Origin of the sequence: Kitasatospora sp. NPDC059827 (genome assembly GCF_042731675.1) — a bacterium.
GTDB lineage: Bacteria > Actinomycetota > Actinomycetes > Streptomycetales > Streptomycetaceae > Kitasatospora.
Window position 1 is genome coordinate 96,008 of sequence record NZ_JBHWIV010000008.1, and the last position, 25,098, is coordinate 121,105.

At 74.4% G+C, this 25,098-nt stretch carries 18 protein-coding genes; 4 read left to right on the top strand and 14 right to left on the bottom strand.

The window, feature by feature from the left end; all coding sequences use genetic code 11:
• Nucleotides 1-63: 63 nt before the first annotated feature.
• Nucleotides 64-741 (bottom strand): LuxR C-terminal-related transcriptional regulator, encoded by a 678-nt coding sequence (locus ACFV8H_RS07595; protein ID WP_375882185.1) that lies wholly within the window; start codon nt 739-741, stop codon nt 64-66.
• Nucleotides 734-2,089 carry a PspC domain-containing protein gene (locus ACFV8H_RS07600; RefSeq protein ID WP_380397421.1) on the bottom strand — a complete coding sequence of 452 codons (1,356 nt, stop codon included), beginning with the start codon at nt 2,087-2,089 and terminating at the stop codon, nt 734-736. The genes ACFV8H_RS07595 and ACFV8H_RS07600 overlap by 8 nt, the downstream gene beginning before the upstream one ends.
• A gap of 264 nt (nt 2,090-2,353) precedes the next feature.
• Between ACFV8H_RS07600 and ACFV8H_RS07605 the strand changes: the two genes are divergently transcribed.
• Nucleotides 2,354-3,769, top strand: a complete 1,416-nt coding sequence (locus tag ACFV8H_RS07605) for a PspC domain-containing protein (RefSeq protein WP_380397341.1) — start codon at nt 2,354-2,356, stop codon at nt 3,767-3,769.
• A complete protein-coding gene (locus ACFV8H_RS07610; RefSeq protein ID WP_380397343.1) occupies nt 3,766-3,975 on the top strand; it encodes a hypothetical protein in 210 nt (69 codons plus the stop codon). The genes ACFV8H_RS07605 and ACFV8H_RS07610 overlap by 4 nt, the downstream gene beginning before the upstream one ends.
• 15 nt (nt 3,976-3,990) lie before the next feature.
• Here the strand turns inward: ACFV8H_RS07610 and ACFV8H_RS07615 are convergent, their stop codons facing one another.
• The 7 genes from ACFV8H_RS07615 to ACFV8H_RS07645 form a co-directional block, all read right to left on the bottom strand.
• Complete coding sequence (locus tag ACFV8H_RS07615; RefSeq protein WP_380397345.1) at nt 3,991-5,025, bottom strand: Rieske 2Fe-2S domain-containing protein; 1,035 nt, start codon at nt 5,023-5,025, stop codon at nt 3,991-3,993.
• 172 nt (nt 5,026-5,197) lie between these two features.
• Entirely contained in the window at nt 5,198-6,766 is a 1,569-nt protein-coding gene (guaA, locus tag ACFV8H_RS07620) for a glutamine-hydrolyzing GMP synthase (RefSeq protein ID WP_380397347.1), read from the bottom strand.
• Nucleotides 6,767-8,005: 1,239 nt separating this feature from the next.
• A complete protein-coding gene (locus ACFV8H_RS07625) occupies nt 8,006-9,679 on the bottom strand; it encodes a hypothetical protein (RefSeq protein ID WP_380397349.1) in 1,674 nt (557 codons plus the stop codon).
• 289 nt (nt 9,680-9,968) lie between these two features.
• Nucleotides 9,969-11,759, bottom strand: a complete 1,791-nt coding sequence (locus tag ACFV8H_RS07630; protein ID WP_380397351.1) for a GMC oxidoreductase — start codon at nt 11,757-11,759, stop codon at nt 9,969-9,971.
• 80 nt (nt 11,760-11,839) lie between these two features.
• Nucleotides 11,840-13,483, bottom strand: coding sequence for a succinic semialdehyde dehydrogenase (locus ACFV8H_RS07635; protein WP_380397352.1), 1,644 nt, complete (start codon nt 13,481-13,483; stop codon nt 11,840-11,842).
• 157 nt (nt 13,484-13,640) lie between these two features.
• Complete coding sequence (locus tag ACFV8H_RS07640) at nt 13,641-15,416, bottom strand: protein kinase (RefSeq protein WP_380397354.1); 1,776 nt, start codon at nt 15,414-15,416, stop codon at nt 13,641-13,643.
• A gap of 162 nt (nt 15,417-15,578) precedes the next feature.
• A complete protein-coding gene (locus ACFV8H_RS07645) occupies nt 15,579-16,661 on the bottom strand; it encodes a protein kinase (protein ID WP_380397356.1) in 1,083 nt (360 codons plus the stop codon).
• Nucleotides 16,662-16,718: 57 nt separating this feature from the next.
• On the opposite strand from ACFV8H_RS07645, the gene ACFV8H_RS07650 reads away from it, so the two are divergent.
• On the top strand, nt 16,719-17,246 hold the full coding sequence (locus tag ACFV8H_RS07650; protein WP_380397358.1) for an SHOCT domain-containing protein: 528 nt from the start codon (nt 16,719-16,721) through the stop codon (nt 17,244-17,246).
• 7 nt (nt 17,247-17,253) lie between these two features.
• Here ACFV8H_RS07650 and ACFV8H_RS07655 read toward each other — a convergent pair whose 3' ends face one another.
• Nucleotides 17,254-19,200: a serine/threonine-protein kinase gene (locus ACFV8H_RS07655; RefSeq protein WP_380397360.1), complete on the bottom strand. Its 1,947-nt coding sequence runs from the start codon at nt 19,198-19,200 to the stop codon at nt 17,254-17,256.
• Between the two features lie 252 nt (nt 19,201-19,452).
• On the opposite strand from ACFV8H_RS07655, the gene ACFV8H_RS07660 reads away from it, so the two are divergent.
• Nucleotides 19,453-20,016, top strand: a complete 564-nt coding sequence (locus ACFV8H_RS07660; protein ID WP_380397362.1) for a hypothetical protein — start codon at nt 19,453-19,455, stop codon at nt 20,014-20,016.
• A gap of 73 nt (nt 20,017-20,089) precedes the next feature.
• Here the strand turns inward: ACFV8H_RS07660 and ACFV8H_RS07665 are convergent, their stop codons facing one another.
• The 4 genes from ACFV8H_RS07665 to ACFV8H_RS07680 all read right to left on the bottom strand — a co-directional run bounded on the left by ACFV8H_RS07665 (nt 20,090) and on the right by ACFV8H_RS07680 (nt 24,820).
• Entirely contained in the window at nt 20,090-21,217 is a 1,128-nt protein-coding gene (locus tag ACFV8H_RS07665; RefSeq protein ID WP_375882152.1) for a GuaB3 family IMP dehydrogenase-related protein, read from the bottom strand.
• A gap of 148 nt (nt 21,218-21,365) precedes the next feature.
• Entirely contained in the window at nt 21,366-22,868 is a 1,503-nt protein-coding gene (gene guaB, locus ACFV8H_RS07670; protein WP_375882150.1) for an IMP dehydrogenase, read from the bottom strand.
• 291 nt (nt 22,869-23,159) lie between these two features.
• On the bottom strand, nt 23,160-23,873 hold the full coding sequence (gene shbA / locus ACFV8H_RS07675) for an RNA polymerase sigma factor ShbA (RefSeq protein WP_375882147.1): 714 nt from the start codon (nt 23,871-23,873) through the stop codon (nt 23,160-23,162).
• Between the two features lie 335 nt (nt 23,874-24,208).
• A complete protein-coding gene (locus ACFV8H_RS07680) occupies nt 24,209-24,820 on the bottom strand; it encodes a response regulator transcription factor (RefSeq protein WP_014136228.1) in 612 nt (203 codons plus the stop codon).
• Nucleotides 24,821-25,098 lie beyond the last annotated feature (278 nt).

The following is a 25,098-nucleotide window of genomic DNA, read 5'->3' on the forward strand; positions in this document are numbered from 1 at the left end:
CCCACCGACAAGCCCGCCCGGCCGATGGGATCCGGCCGGACGGGCTCGACGACGACGCGGGGCTCAGACCAGGCGGCGGGCGGTGGCCCAGCGGGTGAGCTCGTGGCGGTTGCTGAGCTGGAGCTTGCGCAGGACGGCGGAGACGTGGCTCTCGACGGTCTTCACCGAGATGAAGAGCTGCTTGGCGATCTCCTTGTAGGCGTAGCCGCGGGCGATCAGCCGCAGCACCTCGCGCTCGCGCTGGGTGAGCCGGTCCAGGTCCTCGTCCACCGGCGGGGTGTCGGTGGCGGCGAAGGCGTCCAGGACGAAGCCGGCCAGCCGGGGCGAGAAGACCGCGTCGCCGTCGCCGATCCGGAAGATCGCGTCGACCAGGTCGGTACCGGTGATGGTCTTGGTGACGTAGCCGCGGGCTCCGCCGCGGATCACGCCGATGACGTCCTCGGCGGCATCCGAGACGGAGAGCGCCAGGAACTTCACTCCCCCCTGCTCGCCCATCACGCCGGCCGAGCGGCGCAGCACCTCGACGCCGCCGCCGCCGGGCAGGTGGACGTCGAGCAGGACGACGTCCGGCCTGGTCTCGGCGACCACCCGGACCGCCGAGTCCACGTCGTCGGCCTCGCCCACCACGTCGATCCCGGTCACGTCGGTGCGGCCGATCTCGGCCCGGACCCCCGTCCGGAACATCCGGTGGTCGTCCACCAGCACGACCCTGGCCGTGCGCCCCGGCTCTGCCTCAGTCATTCGTTCTCTCCATCTCCAGCTCGACCTCGGTGCCGCCGCCCGCCGCCGGCCGCACCCGCGCGGTGCCGCCGTGCCGCTTCATCCGGCCGATGATCGACTCCCGTACGCCCATCCGGTCCTCGGGCACCGTGTCGGGGTCGAAGCCGGGTCCGTGGTCGCGGATGAACACCGACACCGTCCTCCCCTCCACCTCGGCGTAGACCTGGACCGGTCCCCCGCCACCGTACTTGGCCGCGTTGACGGTCGCCTCCCTCGCGGCCTGCATCTGTGCCGCGACTTTCTCGTCCATCGGGCAGTCGCCGACGATGACCAGCTCGACCGGGACGCCGTGCCGGTCCTCGACCTCGGCGACGGCGGCGCGCAGGGTCTCCGCCATGGTGTCCGGCGCGGCCTCGGCGGCGGCCTCCGGGCGGTACAGCCACAGCCGCAGCTCGCGCTCCTGGGAGCGGGCCAGCCGGAGCACCTCCTTGGGGTCCTCGGCCCGGCGCTGGATCAGGGTGAGGGTGTGCAGCACCGAGTCGTGGATGTGCGCGGCGATCTCGGCGCGCTCCTGGGCCCGGATGCGGGCGGTGCGCTCGGCGCCGAGGTCCTGCCAGAGCCGCAGGCCGTACGGGCCGAGCAGCACCAGCACGCCGGCCAGCACGGCGAGCGAGGCCTCGATCACCGAGCCGAGGGTGGAGCCGCTGCCCTGCATGGCGAGCAGCGCGATGGTGCCGACCACCGCGAGCAGCACGCCCGCGCCGACCCGGGTGTAGGCGCTGCGGCGCTTCTCGCCCTCCTCGATGCCGAACCAGCGCTGCCAGCGCGAGTCGTCGGCCTGCCGCCAGACCAGCGCGACGCCGACGCCGATCGCCAGCAGCGGCCAGGTGTACGGCTTGGCGGTCTGCCAGCCGAGCACGTTCAGCAGCGCGATCAGGCCGATCACGACCATGACCAGGGCGGCGAGCTGGCCGATGCCGCCCTGCCCGGTCCGGCCGCCGGGCCGGGTGCCGGCCTCGCCCTCGCCCTCCGCGGCGGTGGCGGTGGTGGCCGCGACCGGCTCGCCCTGGAGCGCGTGCTGGAGCAGTTCGCGCAGCCGGCCGACCCACCCGCCGCCGCCCGACTTGGTCACCGGGGTGCCCGGCCGCAGCCAGGGCGAGGTCGGGACGTAGACGCCGTTGACGTTCACCCAGTGGGTGCCGCCGCGCTGCGAGGGCTCGCCGATGCCGATCGGCACCACGAACCAGAACGCCGCGTACAGCAGCGCGCCGATCCCCTGCGCGAAGAACAGCAGCACGAAGGCCAGTCGGACCCAGCGGACGGGCAGCCCGAGGTGCACCGCCAGGCCGTGCGCGACGCCGCCCAGCATCCGCCCCTGCGGGCTGCGGTAGAGCCGGCGGTAGGGCGGCCGACCGTCGGCGGGCGCGTTCGGGTCGGCGCCGGCCGACGCCGCGGCGTCGGGGGCGAGGGGGCGGGGATCGGTACCGGGTGCTGCCACGTCACCGATGGTTCCACGCGGGCGCCTGCGGGCGCATCAGGGTGGTGCCCCCCAGTCCTCTCAGGGAGAAGTCAGGGTAGGGGCAGGGCCCTACCCGGTTGGGCCCGCCCGCCCGCTGCCGGAAGGATGGTGCCCATGACCGAGGACCACATCCAGGAGGCCGGGCCCACCGCCCCGCCGGAACCGGAGCGCCCGCCGCTCACCAGGACCGAGCACCACCGCGTGGTGGCCGGCGTCTGCGGCGGCCTCGGACGGCACCTGGACATCGACCCGGTGGTGTTCCGGGTGGTCACCGTGGTGCTCTGCCTCTCCGGCGGCCTCGGACTCTTCCTGTACGGCCTGGCCTGGCTGATCGTCCCGACCGAGGCCGGCGAGGGCAAGGGCCGCGGCGGGCGCACCGAGCTCCAGCGGGTGCTGACCGGCCGGGTCGACGGCCAGTCGATCGGCGCGGTCCTGCTGACCGTGATCGGCACCGGGGTGTTCTTCTCCTCGATGGGCGACGGCGACCAGCTGTTCCCGCTGCTGCTGCTCGGCGGCCTGGTCTTCCTGGCGGTGCGCTACGACCCGGAGCGCCGCCGCGGCGGCTTCCGGGGCCGCGGCCGCCGCCGCGGCGGCCCGTACGACCGCCACTTCCCCGACGCCGAGGGCTGGCCGTCGGACGAGGCCCGGGCCCGGCACGCCGCCGCGCAGGCCGCCGGGACCGTCCCCGCCGACTCCCCCGCCCCCGGCCCGAGCGGCTACCTGTGGGACCCCCGCCACCCCGAGCGCAACCCGTACGGCGCCACCGACCAGGGCGGCACCCCGCCGCCCGGTGCGGGCCCCAAGGTGCCGCCGCCGGGCGGCCAGGCCCAGGCCTGGTGGCAGCGGGCCGACCTCCCGCCCGGCGACCCGCTGCGCAAGGAGCGCCCGGAGCGGCGCGAGCCGGCCGTCGTCCGGCACCCCAAGGAGCGCTCGCCGCTCGGCTTCTTCGGCTTCCTGCTGGCGATCGGCGCCGCCACCGCGGTCTGGTCCGCCTCGGTCGGCCACACCGACGTCACCAGGCTGAGCACCGTGGTGCTGGCCACCGGGCTGCTGGTGATCGGCCTGACCCTGCTGCTGGCCGCGAAGTTCGGCAAGGCCCGCAAGCTCGCGGTGCTGGGCCTGCTGACCACCCTGGCGCTGGCCTTCGCCGGCCACTCGCCGCACACCGTGCAGGACGCCGTCGGCGACCGCACCTGGACGGTCGCCGCGGCCACGGACCTCAAGGACCGCTACAACCTCGGCGCCGGCAACATCCGGCTGGACCTCTCCCGGCTGGACCCGGCCGGCGGCACCGTCGCCACCAAGGTCGACCTCGGGGCCGGCGAACTGGTGGTCACCGTGCCGGCCGACGTCACGGTGGACCTGGTCGCCCGGGTCGGCCTGGGCAACGTGACCGTCCCCGGCGACCAGGGCGGCGGCACCGGACGGCACGTCTACCAGCTCGGCCCGGTGGACGGCCGCCCGTCCAAGGGCACCATCGATCTCCAACTCGGCATCGGCATCGGCGACATCAAGGTGGTCCAGCAGTGAGGAAGCACCGGCTCGACCTGTTCTCGCTGATCGCGGGCGGGCTGTTCACCGTGATCGCCGTGCTCTACCTGGTGGCGGCGCTCAACGATCAGTCGGTGAACGGACGCGTCGTCGTCCCGGTCACCTTCATCGTGCTCGGCGTCGGCGGCCTGGCCGGCGCGGTCGCCGCGGTGGCCCGGCGGGGCCGGCCGGACCGCGACGAGTAGGGCGTCTCCGGCGGCTCAGCTCTGCTGCGGGCCCAGGGTCAGCTTGTCGCCGTTCCTGCTGACGGCGTAGCGGGGCAGCGGCTTGACCGCCGGGCCGTTGACCACGGCGCCGGTCGCGGCGTCGAAGCGGGAGCCGTGGCAGGGGCAGTACAGCTGGCCGTTCTTCGGGGCGTCCACCGCGCAGCCGGAGTGGGTGCAGACGGCGGAGAAGGCGCAGTACTGGCCGGCCTTGGGCTGCACGATGTAGACGCCGTCCCCGGTGGCCGGGTCCTTGACCTGGGCCGAGCCGCCGACCGGCACGCTCGCCGCGGCGACGCTGGGGGCGGGCGCGGCGGGCGCCGTCGCGGTGCCGCCGGGGGCCGGGGCCGCGGACTGCTTGGGCGCGGCCTTGCCGCTGCGGCCGAAGGTGCGGGTGAGCGAGCCGGTCAGCAGCCCGGCGCCGCCGATCGCGACCGCCGCGATGCCGCCGTCCACCAGCGCCCGGCGCTTGACGTGCTCCTCGGTCAGCCCGCGCTCGCGGTCCCGGCCGGCCCGGCGGGCGAGGTAGCCGTCCACCGACAGGTACGGCGTGCCGGCCAGCAGCAGCGGGGTCCAGGCCATCAGGTAGCCGAGGTCGTTGCCGAGGTAGTACGGCGAGACGTTCCAGCTGACGGTCAGCCACAGGCTGAGGTTGATCAGCGCGCCGCCGAGCGCCGCGATCCGGCCCCAGAGGCCGAGCAGGGTGCCGAGGCCGACCGCCAGTTCACCGAAGGCGACGGCCAGCGCGGACAGCGTGGGCGAGTCCAGCGCGGGGCCGAGCAGGAAGCCGATCGGGCTGCCGCCCGCCTTGGCGGCCTGCGTCTGCGAGACGAAGGAGGCCGGGTCGCCGGCGCCGGCCAGGAAGTGCGCGTCGGAGAGCTTGTCCAGGGCGGCGTAGACGAAGGTGACGCCGAGGAACAGCCGCAGCGGCAGCAGCGCGTACCTGGACGCGAACGCCCGCCGCTGGGCCGCCCGGTCGGCCCGGCCGGCCGCCCCCGCGTCGATCGCCTCGGAGTCGCTGACCTCCGACATCCCGCACACCTTCCCTCGCGGCCTGCCACTCCCTGACAGGTCCGGTCCGCATTCTGCCCGCTCCTGCACGCTTTCGGTGGGACGTACCGGGGCCGGGGCCGAGAACGGCCACGCCGCCGTTCCCTTCACTACGGGAACGACGGCGCGGCTGTTCAGGCTTCGCGGGGAGTGCTCACTCCCACTCGATGGTGCCCGGCGGCTTGCTGGTGACGTCGACGACGACGCGGTTGACGTCGCGGACCTCGTTGGTGATCCGGGTGGAGATCTTCGCCAGCACGTCGTACGGCAGGCGCGACCAGTCGGCGGTCATGGCGTCCTCGGAGGAGACCGGACGCAGCACGATCGGGTGACCGTAGGTGCGGCCGTCGCCCTGCACGCCCACGCTGCGCACGTCGGCGAGCAGCACGACCGGGCACTGCCAGATCTCGCGGTCCAGACCGGCCGCGGTCAGCTCCTCGCGGGCGATCGCGTCGGCGTCGCGGAGCAGGTCCAGGCGCTCCTGGGTGACCTCGCCGACGATCCGGATGCCCAGGCCCGGGCCCGGGAACGGCTGGCGCTGGACGATCTCCTCCGGCAGGCCCAGCTCCTGGCCGACCATCCGGACCTCGTCCTTGAACAGCTTGCGCAGCGGCTCGACCAGCTGGAACTGGAGGTCCTCGGGCAGGCCGCCGACGTTGTGGTGGGACTTGATGTTGGCGGTGCCGGTGCCGCCGCCGGACTCCACCACGTCCGGGTACAGGGTGCCCTGGACCAGGAAGTCGACCGACTCGCCGTTGGCGCCGGCCTCGGCCACGATCTCGGCCTGGGCCTGCTCGAAGACCCGGATGAACTCGCGGCCGATGATCTTGCGCTTCTCCTCGGGGTCGGTGACCCCCTTGAGCGCGCTCAGGAAGCGCTCGGAGGCGTCGACGACCTTGAGCTGGACGCCGGTGGCGGCCACGAAGTCCTTCTCGACCTGCTCGGTCTCGCCCTTGCGCATCAGGCCGTGGTCGACGTAGACGCAGGTCAGCCGGTCGCCGATGGCCTTGTTGACCAGGGCCGCGGCGACCGCGGAGTCCACGCCGCCGGACAGGCCGCAGATCGCGCGCTTGTTGCCGACCTGCGCGCGGATCAGGGCGATCTGCTCCTCGACCACGCTGCCGGTGGTCCAGGTCGGGGCGATGCCGGCGCCGCGGTAGAGGAAGTGCTCCAGGATCTGCTGGCCGTGGTCGGAGTGCAGCACCTCGGGGTGGTACTGGACGCCGTACAGCCGGGCCTCGTCGTTCTCGAAGGCCGCGACCGGGACCACCGCGGTGGACGCGGTGACGGTGAAGCCCTCGGGGGCGGCGGAGCAGGCGTCGCCGTGCGACATCCACACCGAGTGCTCCGCCGGGACGCCCTCGAACAGGGTGGAGCCGGTGCGGGAGACCTTCAGCGGGGTGCGGCCGTACTCGCGGGCACCGCTGTTGTCGACGGTGCCGCCCAGGGTCTTGGCCATCAGCTGGAAGCCGTAGCACATGCCGAAGACCGGGACACCGGCCTCGAAGATCGCACGGTCGAGCTGCGGCGCGCCCTCTTCGTAGACCGACGACGGACCGCCGGAGAGGATGATCGCCTTGGGGTTCTTGGCGAGCATCTCGGCGACCGGCATGCTGCTCGGCACGATCTCGCTGTAGACCCGCGCCTCACGCACCCGACGGGCGATGAGCTGGGCGTACTGGGCACCGAAGTCGACCACCAGGACGGTGTCGTTGTCCGGCACGGACTGGACGGGAATTGCAGAGGACACAGACGGCCTTCCGGCAGCGGTATCAGCGGTTCGAGGTGTCGCGCGCAGCCGCCTCCCCGACGGAGGGCAGCGGCGGCGGACGGGTGTGGGTGTCTGGACACCGATTCTACCGGGCTGTCCGGTTTCACTCGTCTGCACGTCCAAAGGACCGTGACCGGGCGGGGCCGCCCTTCGTTGCTTCTGACGACCGCACGAGTGCGCCGCGTCCGCCAGACGCGCCGCCACCGCCCCGACCGGGGCACCGCCGTGCGGGTGCAGGACCACGCGTGGAGCTTCACCCCAGTCCACCGGCGCATGTGGCGCCGCCGCCCCGGCCCGCCGGGGAGCGGCTCCGTGGGACCGTGCGCGGGTGCCGCGGCCGGCCAGCAGGGGACAGCGACCCCGGCCGCGACTGGGCCGAGAGGTGGGACGGCCGGCTCCCCGGGGACGCCCGGGACCGGCCGTCGCACCGCCCTTCGATCCGCCCTTCGATCCGCCCTTCGATCTGCCCATCGATCCGGACTGCGCCCCGGGCGCACCACCCCCGCCGTCCCGCGCTGCTACGCGCGTCCCCGTGCGCCGCAACCCCCCAGACCACTACTCACCGTGATCATTCGACGCGGCGCCGCCAGCAAATGGACTGTGCCGAACTGTGCCGAATCGGTTGCAGAACGGCCCCTCCGTCCACCACGATGCTCGGTGTGACCGGTTCTCCCGGCGGCCGGCAGGCCTCCCGTGGAGTCCCGGACCATTGCCTCCGCAGTCGCCGCCCGGAACGACGACAGCGGTCGTCACCTCACGCTCCGTGAGCGAGGGACCGGCGCAGACCTGCCCGCCGACCACGCCGCACGGAGCCGCGCGTCCCGCGCCACCGGCCACCCACGCCGGCGCCGCACGGCGCACCGCGAGCCGACCGACCCGACGGCGCTTCTCCCCCGGCGCCGTCACCCCCCAGCACCGGCGCAGCCCTGACGCCGCGTGCTGAGCGACAAAGGGCCCCGTTCCCCCGCGGGGCCCTTTGCCCTTTCCGCAGCGCACTTCTCCGCCGGGCGCCGGCCCTAGGGTTCGTCTTCAAACTCCCGTCGTCCGCCCGGAGGGCGGGCGGGGCGGCGTTGGGGTGCGTGCATCGCAAGGCGGAGGAGGGAGCCCAATGCAGCGCATTGGCGACCGACGACAACGCGGCGAGGCGCGTGCCCCGGCGTCGGCCCGCAGACGGGAGTTTGAAGACGGACCCTAAGGGTGGTCGCGCCAGACCGTCGGGTCCACCGGCTCCTCGCCCGGCCGCGCGTCGGCGGGGGCCGGGGCGGGCGGCACCTCGTGCGAGCCGAGCACCTCGCTCACCCCGGCCACCACCGGCGCCTCCACCACCGGCGCGTCCGCCACCGGCCCGGGCGGCGGCGCCTGGGCCGGCACCGCTCCGTACGGCGGCCCCGCCGGGTACGGCGCCTCCGGCGGCACCGTCCCGTACGTCCCGTACGCCGCCGAGCCGTACGCCGCCGAGCCGTACGGCGCCGTGCCGTACAGCGCCGCGTCGCGACCACCGAGCGCCGCCAGCAGCGCGGGCACCAGCAGGGCACCCACCGCCGCCCAGACCGCGCTGGCCACCAGCACCCCGAGGAACACCAGGCCGACCGAGGTGTCCTGGGTGGTGACCGAGCGGTTCGAGCCGCCCCAGCCGCTGGAGTCCGGTGCCAGGAAGGACATCGCCGAGCTGGTCAGCCCGCCGGACGCCGCCGTCAGCCCGGTCAGCAGCACGGCGTACACCACCGCCAGCCGGACCCGGTCGGCCGCGTCCAGCCGCCGCCGGTGGGCCGACCAGCCGAGCAGGACCGCCCCGGCGAGCGCCAGCAGGGCGGCCCAGCGCCAGTCGGCGCTCTGGTCGTGCAGGTCGAAGAAGGAGAACTCCGTCCGGCGGCCGCCGGGGTCGCTCCAGCCCGGGGCGTCCCCGCCCAGGCTGGTGCCCGCCCGGAGGGTCGCGCCCGAGCCCAGGCCGAGCAGCCCCAGGCCGAGGTTGGGCAGGAAGGCCAGCGAGACCGCCGTCTGCCAGCCCCGGTCGCTGTTGGCCGCGACCAGCACGAAGGCCGTCACCGAGGCCAGGCCCAGGGTCAGCGCCAGCGCCTGGCCGGCCGTCAGCGCCGCGACCGCCCAGCCGCGCACCGAGCGGTTGCGCCAGGCGGCCCAACGCAGCGCGTCGGTGCCGTACACGGCGAAGGCCAGCAGCCCGCCGAGCAGGACGGTCCAGCCGACCGCCCAGAGCCAGCCGGAGTCGGTGCTGTACGTCGGCTTCCCCAGGCTCAGCGCGGTGCCGTAGTAGTCCGGGTTCCGTTCGGTCGTCCCGGGCTGCCAGCTGGTGCTGCCGACCAGGCCGAGCACCGCGGTCACCAGGCCGAGCACCACCGCCGTGCGCAGCGCCTCGCCGCCGGCCTGGCCGCGGGTCAGCTGGGTGCCGTCCGCCTTGCGCCGGCGCCCCCCGGCCCGCAGGCCGAGCCAGAGGGCGAGGCCCCACAGGACGGTGACGGTCATCGGCACCACCCAGAAGGTGACGTCCAGGCCCTCCGAGCGGCCCCGGCCGACCGGGCTCCGGAGGCCGAGCCGGAACGGCGCCCCGAGCGCGTTCAGCGCCATCGCCAGGGTGGCGAGGAAGCGGTCGCCGAAGTCGGGCGTCGGGAAGGTCCGGTCGTAGGTGTAGTCGCTCGGGATCGCCGCGACCAGCGCGGCCAGCAGCAGCACCAGGGTCGGGGCGACGGCGGCCCGCAGGGCGGGGCGCCAGTCCGGGCCGGCCAGCAGCCGCCGGCCGGGCGAGGACGGCTGGTACGGCCGGCCGGCGCCCCAGCTGCCCAGCGCGGGCGGGCCGCCGACCGGCGGGTGACCGGCGCCCGGCGGCGGGGGGTACCCGGCCGGCGGCACCGGCGGCGCGGTAGGCGGTACCGGCGGTACGAGCGGCACCGGCGGCGGCGCCAGCGGCGCGGTAGACGGCGGGGGCGGGGGCGGGGACGGCGGCGCCCACGGCCGGCCGCAGGAGCCGCAGGCGGGCGCCCCCGCCACCCGAGTCGCGCCGCACGATGCGCAGTTGGCCATGGCCGCAGTCCCCCCGCTCGACGAGTTCCTGGTCCCCCAGGGAGCCCGTTTATCCCATCGGACCCGAACGACTGTCAACCGGGAAGCGGCGCAGGCCGGTTGGCCCTCCGGGGCGGGTTCAGCCCTGCTTCTTCGGGACCTCCGGGACGGGCAGCAGCGGCAGTCGCAGCGCGCCGAACGCGCCCTCCGGCACGGCCGGTCGTACCGGTGCGACCGGCTCGACCCGGTGGTAGGACCCGCCCTGCTCCGGGCGCCGGTCGGCCTCGCCCTTGTTGGGCCACATCGACATCGCGCGCTCGGCCTGCGCGGTGATGGTGAGCGAGGGGTTGACGCCGAGGTTGGCGGAGACCGCCGAGCCGTCCACCACGCTGATCCCCGGGTACCCGTACAGCCGGTGGTACGGGTCGACCACGCCGGTCTCGGGGGCGTCGCCGATCGGGCAGCCGCCGAGGAAGTGGGCGGTCATCGGGATGTCGAAGATCTCGCCGACGGTGCTGCCCGCGAAGCCGTTGATCTCGTCGGCCAGCGCCTGGGCGCCCTTCTCGGCGGCCGGGATCCAGGTCGGGTTGGGGGTGCCGTGGCCCTGGCTGGAGGTGAGCCGGGGCTTGCCGAGCGGGCCCTTCTTGAGCGAGACGGTGATCGAGTTGTCGAGCGACTGCATCACCAGGCCGATGATCGTCTTCTCGGACCAGCCGCGCTGGTTCATCGAGCGGGCGAAGGTCACCGGGTGGAGCGCCGAGTTGCCCAGGTAGCGCAGCCAGCGCGGGCCCTTCCCGCCGCCCTTGACCTGGGCGATCGACAGCGCGCCCATCGCGTTGGAGCCCTTGCCGTAGCGGACCGGCTCGATGTGGGTGTTGGCGTCCGGGTGGATCGAGGAGGTGATCGCCACCCCCTTGGTGAAGTCCGCCTTGGCGCCGTAGCGCCGGTCGGTGGTCTGCGCGCCCACCAGCGCCTCGGAGTTGGTGCGGGTCAGCTCGCCGAGCCGGGCGGAGATCCGCGGCAGGTGGCCGGCGTCGCGCATCCGGTGCAGCAGCGACTGGGTGCCGTAGGTGCCGGCCGCGACCACCACCCGGGCGGCGGTGAGGGTCCGCGCGCCCGCCTTGACCCGGTCGGTCCTCGACCGGGAGTCGGTGCGCCGCACGTCCACGGCGAAGCCGCCCCCGGACTCCCGGATCCGGGCCACGGTGGTGAGCGGGTGGATCTCCGCGCCACCCTGCTCGGCCAGGTACAGGTAGTTCTCGGTGAGCATGTTCTTGGCGCCGTGCCGGCAGCCGGTCATGCACTCGCCGCACTCCACGCAGGCCTTGCGGGCCGGGCCGGCCCCGCCGAAGTACGGGTCGGCGACCTCCTCGCCGGGCGCGCCCTTGGCGGTGCCGTCGGTGTCCTTGCCGTCCCCGAAGAAGACGCCGACCGGCGCCATGTGGAAGGTGTCCCCGACGCCCATCTGCTCGGCCGCCGCCTTGAGGTGGACGTCGGACGGCGTGACGGTCGGGTTCAGCCGGACCCCGAGCATCCGCTGCGCCTGGTCGTAGAACGGCGCCAACTCCTGCTGCCAGTCGGTGATGTGGCGCCACTGGCGGTCCTCGAAGAAGGCCTTCGGCGGCACGTACAGGGTGTTGGCGTAGTTCAGCGAACCGCCGCCGACCCCGGCGCCGGCCAGGATCAGCACGTTGGCCAGCAGGTGGATCCGCTGGATGCCGTACAGCCCGAGCTGCGGCGCCCACAGGTAGTTCGGCAGGTCCCAGGAGTTGCGGGGCAGTTCGTCCCGCTCGAAGCGCCGCCCGGCCTCCAGGACGGCGACCCGGTAGCCCTTCTCGGTCAGCCGCAGCGCCGCGACCGAACCGCCGAAGCCGGAGCCGACCACGACCACGTCGTAGTCGAACTCCGCCGCACCGCCGGACTCCACCATCTGCCTCTGCTCCTCGGGGTCGAAAAAAGGGGGTCGGACCGGTCGGGGGAACCCCGGCCGGGGGGGGCGTACGCCGTCCGCTACTTGAACCGCAGCGCCTTGAGCGCCCGCAGCCCGCCGGTCATCACGGCGGCGAACTGCTTGTCGTCCAGGCCGAACGAGGGCGCGATCGGCATCAGCCGCTGGGTCGAGACGGTCTGCGCCTCGGTGAACCGCAGGATGCCGTCGGCGCCGTGCCGCCGGCCCAGACCGGAGTCGCCCATGCCGCCCATCGGCGCGGCGACCGAGCCGTACGCGGCCGCGTAGGCCTCGTTGACGTTGACCGTCCCGGTGCGCAGCCGGGCCGCGACCGCCCGGCCGCGCCGCAGGTCCCTGGTCCAGACGCTGGAGTTCAGGCCGTACGGCGTGGAGTTGGCGGCGGCCACCGCCTCCTCCTCGGTGTCGAAGCGGTAGACCGAGACGACCGGGCCGAAGGTCTCCTCACCGCACACCGCCATCTCCGGGGTCACCCCGTCCAGGACGGTGGGCTCGTAGAAGTACGGGCCGAGGTCGGGCCGGGCCCGCCCGCCGGCGAGCACCACGGCACCGGCCTTGACCGCCTCGTCCACGTGCCGGGTGGTGGTGTCCAGCTGCCGGGCGGAGACCAGCGAGCCCATGTCGGCGCCGTACGCCAGACCGCCGCCCAGCCGCAGCGCCCTGGTGCGGGCGACGAACAGCTCCAGGAAGCGGTCGGCCACCGAGCGGTGCACCAGCAGCCGCTCGATCGAGATGCACAGCTGCCCGGCCGAGGAGAAGCAGGCCCGGACGGCGCCCGCGGCGGCCGCCTCCAGGTCGGCGTCGGAGAGCACCAGCATGGCGTTCTTGCCGCCGAGTTCGAGCGAGGCGCCGACCAGCCGGGCGGCGGCGCGCTGGGCGACCTCGCGGCCGGTGCGGGTGGAGCCGGTGAAGGAGACGTAGTCGGCGTGCTCCACCACGGCGGGGCCGATCACCGGGCCGTCGCCGATCACCACCTGCCACAGGTCGGCCGGCAGCCCCGCCTCGATCAGCAGCTCGCGGGCCCACAGGCCGGTCAGCGCGGTCTGGGTGTCGGGCTTGTTGACGACGGCGTTGCCGGCCACGAAGGCGGGCAGCAGGTCGCCGACGCACAGCTCCAGCGGGTAGTTCCACGGCGAGATGTGGCCGATCACGCCCTTGGGGCGGCGGGCCTCCACCGTGTGGGTGAGCACCGGCAGCGCACCGCCGCGGCGCCGGTCCTTGAGGTAGCCCTGCGCGGCGCGCCCGTAGTGCCGGGCGGCCATGGCGACGGCCAGCACCTCCTCGAAGGCGTGCAGCCGGGCCTTGCCGGTCTCCGCCTGCACCAGGTCCAGCACCTCGTCCTGCCGCTTGAGCAGCAGGTCGTGGAAGCGCAGCAGGACGGCGGCCCGGCGGCGCACCGGCAGCGCGGCCCAGGCCGCCTGGGCGCGGCGGGCCAGCTGGAAGGCGACCTCGACGTCGGCCGGGGTGGACTGCGGCAGACCGGCCAGCCGCTCACCGGTCAGCGGGGCGACGGTCTCCACCAGGCTGGGCTCACCGGTCGCGGTGATCCCGCCGGCCAGCCGCTCGACCAGGGACCGGGGCACGGCCGTCGCGACGGTCCGGCCCCCGCCGGGGGCGGCCGGGTTGCCGTCCGCCGGGGCGGCGCCGGGGTGTTCGGTGGCCACTGCATCTGCTGTGAGGTCCGACATACGGCGCAGCCTAGGCCTTCGGGCCTCGGCGCGGTACCCGTCGGTAACAAGAATCTGCCGCAGTCGGGCGAAAGCGGGGCGCTCCGCCCGTACGGCCCGCTCCCCCCGCCCGGGCTCAGCGGGTCGGACTCAGCGGATCGGACTCAGCGGATCGGACTCAGCGGGTCGGCGTGAAGTGGTTGAGCACCGTGGTGAAGCGCTGCTCGGCCTGCTGCCACTCGCCGTCCTTGTCCGGGCTGGACGCGTAGACCGCGTAGGCGGTGCCGTCCTCGTCGATGAACTCGGTCTCGATCGCCCGCCGACGCCCGCCCTCCTTGGCCGCGTAGCTGAACTCCCAGGTGGCCGCCTCGTGGCCGTTGACCACGGAGCTCGCCATCCGGAGCTGCTTGTAGTCCTTGAGCGACTTGGAGACGCTGCCCTCCATCTGCCGCATGTGGTCCAGCGGCTTGACGGACTGGCCGACGGTGACCGCGAACTGCAGGTAGTGCACCCGGTTGTCGGGGCTGTAGAAGATCTGGTTGGCGTCGGTGCCGAGGCTGCGCTGCCAGGCCGGACCGCCGGTCGGCAGCGGGAAGCGGAAGCCGGCCTGGTCGTCGACCCAGCGGTAGCCGGACGGTGCGGGCGCCCCCGGGGTGGGGCTGCCGGTCTGGTCCGGTTCGGAGGGCCCGGCGGTGTCGGGCTGGGTGGTCGGGGTGGGGTCGGCGGTCGAGGGGCCGACCACGTGCCGGGTGGCGAGGAAGGTCGCCGCGGCCGCCAGCAGGCCGACCGCCACCGCGACGGCGACCAGCTTCATCCGATTGCGGCGCTTGGCCGGACCGCGCACGGGCGCACTGGGGTGCGCGACCGGCGCGCCGACGGCGGTGTGCGCTCCCCCGGGGGCTTCGGGTCCGACCGGCGGTACGGCGGCCGCCACTGCGGTCCCGGCCGGACGCGGGTCCGTCGGCGTCTCCGAAGCGGCCGGGGCGTCCGAGCCCTCCGGCGCCGAGGCCACCGTCCCCTCCGGCCCGGCCGGGCGGTCCACCACCGGCACCGACTGGGTGGGCGTCCGCACCGGGCCGACCGTCGACCCGACCGTCTTGAGCCCCATGGTGTGCCCGGCCTGGACCTCGGCCAGCATCCGGGCCGCCTCGTCCGCGTTCGGCCGGTCGGCCGGGTCCTTGGCCATCAACGCGGCCAGCACCGGGCCGAGCGGCCCGGCCCGGCGCGACTCCGGCAGCGGCTCGTCGACCACCGCGGCCAGCGTGGTGATCGGCGAGTCCCGGCGGAACGGGGACTGGCCCTCGACCGCCGCGTACAGCGTCGCCCCGAGGCCCCACAGGTCGGAGGCCGGCCCGGGCCGCTCGCCCTGGGCGCGCTCCGGGGCCAGGTAGTCCGGCGAACCGACCAGGTCACCGGGCCGGGTCAGCTCGGTCGAGCCCTCGTACTTGGCGATGCCGAAGTCCAGCAGCACGACCCGCCCGGTGCCGCGCTCCAGCAGCACGTTGGCCGGCTTGACGTCCCGGTGCAGCACGCCCAGCTGGTGGCCGCGGTGCAGCGCGGCGAGCACCTGGCTGCCGACCTCGGCGGCGGCCCGCGGCGGCAGGGTGCCGTCCTGGCTGATCACGTCGGCCAGCGAGCGGCCGTCGACCAGCTCCATCACGATCCACGGCCGGCCGTCCTGCTCCAGCACGTCGTGCACGGTGATCACACCGGGGTGCTTGATCCGGGCGGCGGCGCTGGCCTCGCGCTTCATCCGGGTGTGCAGGATCTGCAGGTCCTCCTCGGGAAGGTGGTTGACGGTCAGCTCCTTGACCGCGACCTCGCGGTCCAGCATCCGGTCCCAGGCCCGCCAGACCGTCCCCATCCCGCCCCGGCCGAGCCGCTCACCGAGCTCGTACCGCCCGGCCAGCAACCGCTCCGCCTCGGCCGCTTCCGGCCGGTCCTGCACGCCCATCGGCGACCGCTCCCCCTCTCCGCTTCCACCCGCGCCACGACGGCCGAACGACCGCCGCAGACCGCTGTTCGAACAAATCCCACGGACACATTAGGCGCACCGTGCCGAGCCCGGTAATCTCGCCCACCCGCCGGACCGGCGGACCGGCGCGAACCGGGGCCGTCAGCCTGCGAACAGGACCACGGCGACCACGGCCAGCACCAGCAGCAGGAACACTCCTCCGACCAGCAGCGGACCCAGCAGCGCCGGGGGTATCCGGGGGCTCCTCGCACCGCCCGCCCCGGTCTCCGGCACCGCCGCCTCCGGCCGGGCGCGCCGCCGACGCAGCGGCACCAGCGGCGCGTCCGGCTTCAGTTCGACCTCCCGGGCCGCCCGCTCCCCGTCGGCCGGCTCCGGCGCGCCCACCAGCAGCGCCGCCAGCTCCTCCCGCAGCTCCCCGGCGGTGGGCCGCAGCGTGGGGTCGGGCTGCACCAGCCGCTCGACCGCCGGCGCCACCGGCCCGCAGACCACGGAGGGTTCGCGCCGCCCGTCCCGCACGGCCGTCACCAGCTCGGGCACGCCGAGCTCCGGGAACGGCGAGCGCCCGGTGACCATCCGCTGCAGCAGCACCCCGAGCGCCCAGCAGTCCCCGGCCGGGCCGCCGTCCAGCGGCCAGCGCTCGGCCACCGGACCGGCCAGGGTGGCCCGGACCTCGTAGCGGCGGCGCCCGCCGGGCCCGCCGAGGTCCTCGGCCAGCGCCTCCTGCGCCACCCCGTCCAGCAGGCCGCCGAGCATCGCCGCGCCGTCCTCGCAGACCAGCACCGACTCGGCGGTCACATTGCCGTGGGCGAGTCCGGCCTCGTGCAGCGCCCGCAGCGCGCCGGCCAGGTCGGCGGCCAACTCGGCCGCCCGGTAGGGCGGGAGCGGTCCGGCGGTGAGCAGTTCGGCCAGCGTCCGGCCGGCCGGGCGCTCCTCAACCGTCCACAGCAGCTCGCCCTCGACGAAGGCGCCGACCCCGCGCAGCAGCCGCGGGTGCCACGACGGGGCGGCCGCGCCGACCGCCGCCACCCGCCGCACCAGGCGGTCCCCGTGCCCGGGGTTCGGCTCGTCCGGGTCCTGGCCCGCCGTCAGCAGAGCGGGCAGCTCCACGGCGCGCAGCAGGACCGTTTCACCGGTCCGCTCGTCCACCGCGCGGGCGCGCAGCAGTTCGGGACGGTCCGTCAGCCGGTACCGCCCCGCCAACAACTGGCCCGGGCCGCCTCGCATGCCAGTTCCTCTCGCTCACCGAGCAGCCTACTGATCGGCTCCTTTACGCTCGGCCCCATGGACTGGACCGATCTGATCGACACCGCCTTCAAGATGGCGGGCAACAGCAACCAAGCCAACCGGGCCGAGGCGGTCCGCACCGTCGAGGCGTCCGTCATCGGGGGCGAGAAGCCCGTCGCCTCCACGGCCGGGCGCCATCCCGACCACTTCCGCAAGGGGGTGCTGGTCCTCACCACCCACCGGCTGCTCTTCCTGAAGGACGGGAAACCTCCGGTACCGGTTCCGCTCGCCGCCGTCACCGACGCCACCGTCGCCCGGACCAAGCTCAACGGCGAGGTGCTGACCGTCGTCGCGCTGACCGGCTCCCACCGCTTCGAGGACGTGGCGAAGGCCGAGGTCTTCGCCGAGCAGGTCCGCGAGGCCGCCCGCCTCGCCCGTACCTCCCCGCCGGCTCCGGCAACCGCTCCAGGGTCTCCGACCGGCGAGCAGCTCATCGGCCAGCTGGAGCGCCTGGCCGCTCTCCGGGCCTCCGGCGCGCTCACCGACGAGGAGTTCACCCTCGCCAAGCAGCGCCTGCTCGGCTGAACCGGACCTACGGCGCCGGCTGGAAGGTGTTGAAGACGACGTCCCGGGCCGGGGCCTGCGCGGCCCACTGCGCGTCCGGGACGATCCAGTAGATCGAGTAGCCGTACTTGGCCGGACTGCCCGTCACGAAGCCGCGGTTGAGCGAGTGGCTCTTGGGCGTGCCGTTGGTCCACTCCCAGTCCGCCGCGTTGCTCCACTGCCGGTAGGTGATCGCCGCCAGGTTCACCCGCTGGTAGTTGGTCACCTGGCCGCGCACGTTCGGCTCGGACTCCTGCCAGTCCGCCAGGGCGCTCTCGCCGGGCGTGGTGGTCCACTCGATCCGCAGCTGGCTGCCGTCGGCGGAGTTCTTGAAGATCCGCCGGTTGGCCTCCGACCCGGCCGGCTGCAGCCAGTCCGGCAGCACCACCGAGAAGCCGCTCGGGTCCTGGTACGCGTGGAACCCGGCCGGCACCGCCCCACCGGGCGGGGTCGGCGCCGGGTCGCTCGACGCGGACGACGCCGACGGCTGCGGCTGCGGCTGCGGCTGTGCCGGGGTGGTGGCGGCCGGCGGCGGCACCGCGGCCGAGGACGGCGCCTCGGTGGGCGTGCCCGCCGGAGCCGACTCACTGCCCGTCGCCGCCGGCCCCGCGCTCGGCGTGGCCTCCCCGGTGGTCGCGGCCGGCGAGGTGGCGCCCGCACTGTGGGTGCCGGCCCCCTTCGCCCCGGTGTCCCCGCTACCGACCGCCCGGACCACCGCGACGATCCCGGCGATCAGCAGCAGCACGACCACCACGGTCGCGATGGCCAGCCGCCGCCGTCCCTTGCGCGGATCGGCCCCGGCCGCCTGGGTCGCCCCCATCGTCCACTCGCTGGTCACCGGCCGGATCGGCTCGGTCGCCGGCACCGGCTCGGCCGCCTCGGCCGGCCCGGCCGGTTCCGCCACGGGCTCCACGGCCTTGGCCCGGCTCCCCACCCGGACCGTCCCCAGCAGCCCGCCCACGGTCCGCTTCGGCGTCTCCTTCGGCGTCTCCTCCGGAGCCGGGGCCTCCTGCGCGGCGCCCTCCCCGGCGGTGTCCTTCTGGTCCGCCTTCTCCCCGCCAGCGACCGGCACCGCGTGCTCGGTGGTCGACTCCGCCCGCGCGGTCGCCTCCGCCACCACCCGCTTGAGCATGGAGCGGGTCTGCGTCGCGTCCAGCCGCTTCGCGGGGTCCTTCTCCAGCAGCCCCTCGATCACCGGCAGCAGCGGCCCGGCGTTCGCCGGGGTGGTCAGGTCCTCGGTCATCACCGCGGTCAGGGTGGCCAGCGCCGAACCCCGGTCGTACGGCGGCCGCCCCTCGACCATCGCGTACAGCGTCCCGCCCAGCGACCACAGGTCGGCCGGCGGCCCGGGCTTCTGCCCGCGCGCCCGCTCCGGGGATATGTACGAGGGTGCGCCGACCAGCATCCCGGTGGACGTCACCGAGGCGTCGCCCTCGACACTGGCGATCCCGAAGTCGGTGAGCACGACCCGGCCGTCCTCGCCGATCAGCACGTTGGACGGCTTGACGTCCCGGTGCAGGATGCCCAGCGCGTGCGCCGCGATCAGCACGCCCAGCACGTCCAGCGCGATCTCCGCCGCCCGGGCGGGCGCCAGCGGCCCGTCCTCCCGCACGACGTCGGCCAGCGAGCGGGACTCGACCAGCTCCATCACGATCCACGGCCGGTCGTCCTCGTCGACGACGTCGAAGACGGTCACCGCCGAGTTGTGCCGGATCCGCGCGGTGGCCTTCGCCTCGCGCAGCGTCCGGACGATCAGCCGGTGCTTCTCCTCCTCCTCGACGCTGGCGTTCATCCGCAGTTCCTTGACCGCGACGGTCCGGCCCAGCATCTCGTCCTCGGCGCGCCAGACAGTGCCCATGCCACCGCGTCCGAGCACGCCGTTCAGCCGGTAGCGGCCGGCCAGGAGGCGGCCGGTGGAACCCTGCGCCTGGGTCATTCGGAACGTTCCCCCATGTGCTGCTGGCGGTCGTGGTGACGGCGCGTCGGCCCGGCCCGGGCCCGAACGCCCAAGCCTCCATCATCCCCTGTCCGGGAAGGTGACGGCCACCCGCCCCCCGTCCCAAGCCGGGACGAACCGGAACGGGTGCGACGCTCCGTGCCCGATCTGTGATCGAAAACTCGCCATGATCTGCCCGGAGCGCTGCTACCGTTCGGCAGCTCATCGTTTTTCCGGGGGGACTCGATGCCCATGACCGCACCCGCACCGGGCGCTGACGGCCCGTCGCCACGGCCGCACACCGCCCAGCACTTCTCGGTGGCCCCGGTCCTGGACACCCCCGAGGGCTACGTCGCCCCCGGCATGCCCGGCGTCCCGGTCACCGGCTACACCCCCGACACCCCCACCCGCCGCCGGGCCCCCCGCCGCCGCACCGCCCTGGCCCTCGCCCTCGCCCTGCTCGCCGCGCTCCTCGGCGGCCTCGCCTACGGCTGCGCGCCCCTGCGCGCCGCCGACAGCCTCGGCTGGCTCACCATCGCCCAGGCCGGCCTGGTCGCCCTCCCCCTCGGCCGCCTGGGCGGCCGGAACCCGCTGCTCCCGCCCCTGGGTGCCCTCCTCGCCGCCGGCGCCCTCCTGCTCGGCCAACTCACCCAGCACCTGCGCCTGCTCCTCGCCACCACCCCCGCCCCCCGCCCCCCGCTCCCCCAGGTCCTCACCGGCTGGCGCGGCGACCTCCGCCCCCTCGACCTGGCCTTCTACGCCATCGCCCTGATCGGCGGCTTCCTCCTCACCCGCCGCTCCGCCAACCGCACCTGATCCCCACCCCCGGGAACACCGACAGCCCGCTCCCCCCGGAGGGAGAACGGGCCGTCAGCCGGGGACCGAACCGTCAGCGGTGGTCCAGCGCCGGGTTCACCGTCACCTCGACCCGCTGGAACTCCTTCAGCTCCGTGTAACCCGTGGTGGCCATCGCCCGCCGCAGCGCCCCGAACAGGTTCATCGTCCCGTCCGGAGTGTGCGAGGGCCCGGTCAGGATCTCCTCGGTGCTGCCGACGGTCCCGAGGTCGACCCGCTTCCCGCGCGGCAGCTCCTCGTGGACCGCCTCCATGCCCCAGTGGAAGCCCTTGCCCGGAGCGTCCGTCGCCCGCGCCAGCGCCGCCCCGATCATGACGGCGTCGGCACCGCAGGCGACCGCCTTCGGAATGTCCCCGCTGTACCCGACGCCGCCGTCCGCGATCACGTGCACGTAGCGCCCGCCGGACTCGTCCATGTAGTCCCGACGCGCGGCCGCGACGTCCGCCACCGCGGTCGCCATCGGCACCTGGATCCCGAGCACGTTCCGGGTGGTGTGCGCGGCTCCCCCGCCGAAGCCCACCAGCACGCCGGCCGCGCCGGTCCGCATCAGGTGCAGCGCGGCGGTGTACGTGGCGCAGCCGCCGACGATCACCGGAACGTCCAGCTCGTAGATGAACTGCTTGAGGTTCAGCGGCTCGGCGGCGCTGGAGACGTGCTCGGCCGAGACGGTGGTGCCGCGGATGACGAAGACGTCGACCCCGGCGTCCACGACGGCCTTGGAGAACTCGGCGGTCCGCTGCGGGGAGAGCGCGGCGGCGGTGACGACGCCGGAGTCGCGGACCTCCTGGATCCGCTGCTTGATCAGCTCGGCGCGGATCGGCGCGGAGTAGATCTCCTGGAGGCGGCGGGTCGCGGTGGCCTCGTCGGTGATCGAGGCGATCTCGTCCAGCAGCGGCTGCGGGTCCTCGTAGCGGGTCCAGAGGCCTTCGAGGTTCAGCACGCCCAGGCCGCCGAGGCGACCGATGGCGATGGCCTGCTGCGGCGAGACCACGCTGTCCATGGGGGCGGCCAGGAACGGCAGCTCGAAGCGGTAGGCGTCGATCTGCCAGGCGATCGAGACCTCCTTCGGGTCACGCGTACGCCGGCTGGGGACGACGGCGATGTCGTCGAAGGCGTACGCCCGGCGGCCGCGCTTGCCTCGCCCGATCTCGATCTCAGTCACTTCGAGCCCTTCTGGTTTGTTGCTCATGCCCGCCGGGTCACCCCGGCCGCCCCCAGTATCCCGTACCAGCGCTGGTGGCGCCCCGACGGCCCGGCCCCCGGACGCGCGGAAGGGCCCGCCGTGGCGGGCCCTTCCGTGGTCGAGCGGGTCAGCGCGACGAGTAGTTCGGCGCCTCGACGGTCATCTGGATGTCGTGCGGGTGGCTCTCCTTGAGGCCCGCCGAGGTGATCCGGACGAAGCGGCCCTTGCTCTCCATCTCGGCGATGGTGGCGGCACCGACGTAGCCCATGGTCTGGCGCAGGCCGCCGACCAGCTGGTGCAGCACGGCCGACAGCGGGCCGCGGTACTGGACCTGGCCCTCGATGCCCTCGGGGACGAGCTTGTCGTCCGAGGCGACCTCGGCCTGGAAGTAGCGGTCCTTGGAGTAGGAGCGGCCCTGGCCGCGGGACTGCATGGCGCCCAGCGAGCCCATGCCGCGGTAGGACTTGAACTGCTTGCCGTTGATGAACAGCAGCTCGCCCGGGGACTCCTCGCAGCCGGCCAGCAGCGAGCCCAGCATCACGGTGTCGGCACCGGCGGCGAGCGCCTTGCCGATGTCGCCCGAGTACTGCAGGCCGCCGTCGCCGATGACCGGCACGCCGGCCGCCTGGCAGGCCAGCGCGGCCTCGTAGATGGCGGTGATCTGCGGGACGCCGATGCCGGCGACGACGCGGGTGGTGCAGATGGAGCCGGGGCCGACGCCGACCTTGACGCCGTCCACGCCGGCGTCGATCAGCGCCTGGGCGCCGTCGCGGGTGGCGACGTTGCCGCCGACCACGTCGACCTTGACGGCGGACTTGATCTTCTCGATCCAGGCCAGCGCGTTGTGGCTGTGGCCGTGCGAGGTGTCGACGACCAGGAAGTCCACGCCCGCCTCGACCAGGGCCTGGGCCCGGTCGAAGGCCTCGGCGCTGGCACCGACGGCGGCGCCGACCAGCAGACGGCCCTCGGCGTCCTTGGCGGCGTTCGGGTACTGCTCGGCCTTGACGAAGTCCTTGACCGTGATCAGGCCCTTGATCCGGCCCTCGTCGTCGACCAGCGGGAGCTTCTCGATCTTGTGGCGGCGCAGCAGCGCCATCGCGTCCTCGCCGGAGATGCCGACCTTGCCGGTGATCAGCGGCATCGGGGTCATGATCTCGCGGACCCGGCGGGTGCGGTCCGACTCGAAGGCCATGTCGCGGTTGGTGACGATGCCGAGCAGCTTGCCGGACTCGTCGGCGATCGGGACGCCGGAGATGCGGAACTTGGCGCACAGCGCGTCGGCCTCGGCGAGCCTGGTGTCCGGGCCGACCGTGATCGGGTCGGTGACCATGCCGGACTCGGAGCGCTTCACCAGGTCGACCTGGTTGGCCTGGTCCTCGACCGACAGGTTGCGGTGCAGCACGCCGACGCCGCCCTGGCGGGCCATGGCGATGGCCATCCGCGCCTCGGTGACCTTGTCCATCGCCGCAGACAGCAGCGGGATGTTGACGCGGACGTTCCGGGAGACCCGCGAGGAGGTGTCGACCTGGTTCGGCAGCACCGCGGAGGCCCCGGGCAGCAGCAGGACGTCATCGAACGTGAGCCCGAGCATGGCGAACTTCTCGGGTACGCCTGCGGCGTTGTAAGACATTTGGGGGTACCTTCCGTGGCCGGCCTTATCCGCTCGCGCCCAGAGGGAGGGGGCGCGTTGATCGCTCACTCGCGCAGACGGCCGAAAGCCGGGTGGCTTGGAGGAAGCTCCAACGGAACCCCGTGTGCACCCGCAAAACTTTGGCAACCTGCCCAGGCGCCGATACCCCATGGTACTGGCACCGCGAATGTGCCCTCGTGTGCCCTTGACAACAAGCGCCCCCGCGGGCTCATTCCGCCCGGCCGGACCCCCTGGCCTGCGCCTCCGGTCAGGAGGAGGCGGCGCCCGGCCTCAGGAGGACTCCTCCGCGAGCGCCCGCAGCCGGCTGAGCGCGCGGTGCTGGGCGACCCGGACGGCCCCCGGCGACATCCCGAGCACCTCGCCGGTCTCCTCCGCCGACAGCCCGGCGGCCACCCGCAGCAGCACCAGCTCGCGCTGACGGGCCGGCAGGTTGGAGAGCAGCTCCTTGGCCCAGGCCGCGTCGCTGCTCAGCAGCGCCTGCTCCTCCGGGCCGAGCGCCTCGTCCGGCACCTCCGGCAGGTCGTCCTGCGGCACGACGGTGGAGCCGGGCCCGCGCATCGCGGCCCGCTGCAGATCGGCGATCTTGTGTGCGGCGATGCCGTAGACGAAGGCCTCGAACGGCCGCCCCTGGTCCTTGTACCGGGGCAGCGCGCACAGCACCGCGACGCAGACCTCCTGGGCCACGTCGTCCACGTGGTGCCGGGCCCCGCCGGGCAGCCGGACCAGCCGGGCGCGGCAGTACCGCAGCGCCAGCGGGTGGACGTAGGCGAGCAGCGCGTCGATCGCCGGGCCCTCGCCGCGCACGGCGGCCGCGACCAGTTCGCCCACCAGGGGGGAGCCGCCCGTGCCGAGCACCGGCGGGCGGCCCGGACCGTCCCCGGTCACGGAGTCACCGGATTCCGCGTACGCGTCGCGGCCCGGGTCGGAGGGCTCGGCCTCACCCGGGTCCGCCTGGCCGGCCGCACCGGCGACATCGTCGCGCATCGGTCCATGGTGCCTGGTCGATCGGGAAAACGCGGCACCGCGTCCGGAGTTGTGCACCGGAACGTTATGCGCTGCGGCACCGTGCGGCGTGCCGCGCACCACCGGCCCCTCCTGCACCGTGCCGCCTCCCGCCGCGCCGCCGTGGGTGGTCCTGTCCGTCGCGCCGTCCGCCGAGTGTCCTGCGGCTGCGTGGTTCGCCGCAGTGCCTGTCCGCTGGTCCCCGAGGTGCTCCACTCCTCCATGGTGCAACCTCGGGACCGTAACGTCACACGCCCGTGCGGCGTCCGTTCCGGAATTCGAGGGCGGCGCGCCGCGGCCGGCGGCGCCGCCGACGGTCAGCGGACCAGGCCCCAGCGGAAACCCAGCGCCACCGCGTGCGCACGGTCGGAGGCGCCGAGCTTCTTGAACAGCCGTCGGGCGTGGGTCTTGACGGTGTCCTCGGAGAGGAACAGCTCGCGCCCGATCTCGGCGTTGCTGCGCCCGTGGCTCATGCCCTCCAGCACCTGGATCTCACGCGCCGTCAAGGTCGGTGCCGCGCCCATGTCGGGGCTGCGCAGCCGGCGCGGGGCGAGCCGCCAGGTCGGGTCGGCGAGGGCCTGGGTGACGGTGGCCCGCAGCTCGGCGCGCGAGGCGTCCTTGTGCAGGTACCCGCGGGCACCTGCGGCCACCGCGAGCGCGACCCCGTCGAGGTCCTCGGCGACGGTGAGCATGATGATCCGCGCGCCCGGATCGGCGGACAGCAGCCGCCGGACGGTCTCGACCCCGCCGAGGCCGGGCATCCGGACGTCCATCAGGACGAGATCGGAGCGGTCGGCCACCCAGCGGCGGAGGACCTCCTCCCCGTTCGTCGCGGTGGTGACCCGGTCCACACCGGGTACGGTCGCGACGGCGCGGCGAAGCGCCTCGCGGGCGAGCGGGGAATCGTCGCAAACGAGAACGGAAGTCATGACCGTCGTCCTCCGCAGCTGATCCGCGTCACGTTGAGCCTCCTGGCTGGTACGAACCTCTCCGACACGGCCGATCGGCGACGGACTTCGTCCTGATCGCCCCGACTTGCCCGCGATCGTTCCCGACGTCCGGCGCCCGCTAACCGCCTCCGCACTACCAACGACCGTCACTCGAATGAGTTACGGCCTTCGGGCCATCTCCACCACTGTACGTGGCCAACCCATTACCGATCAGCCGCATCGCGGTGCACACGCCGCACTTTTACGCAGCTCGCGCG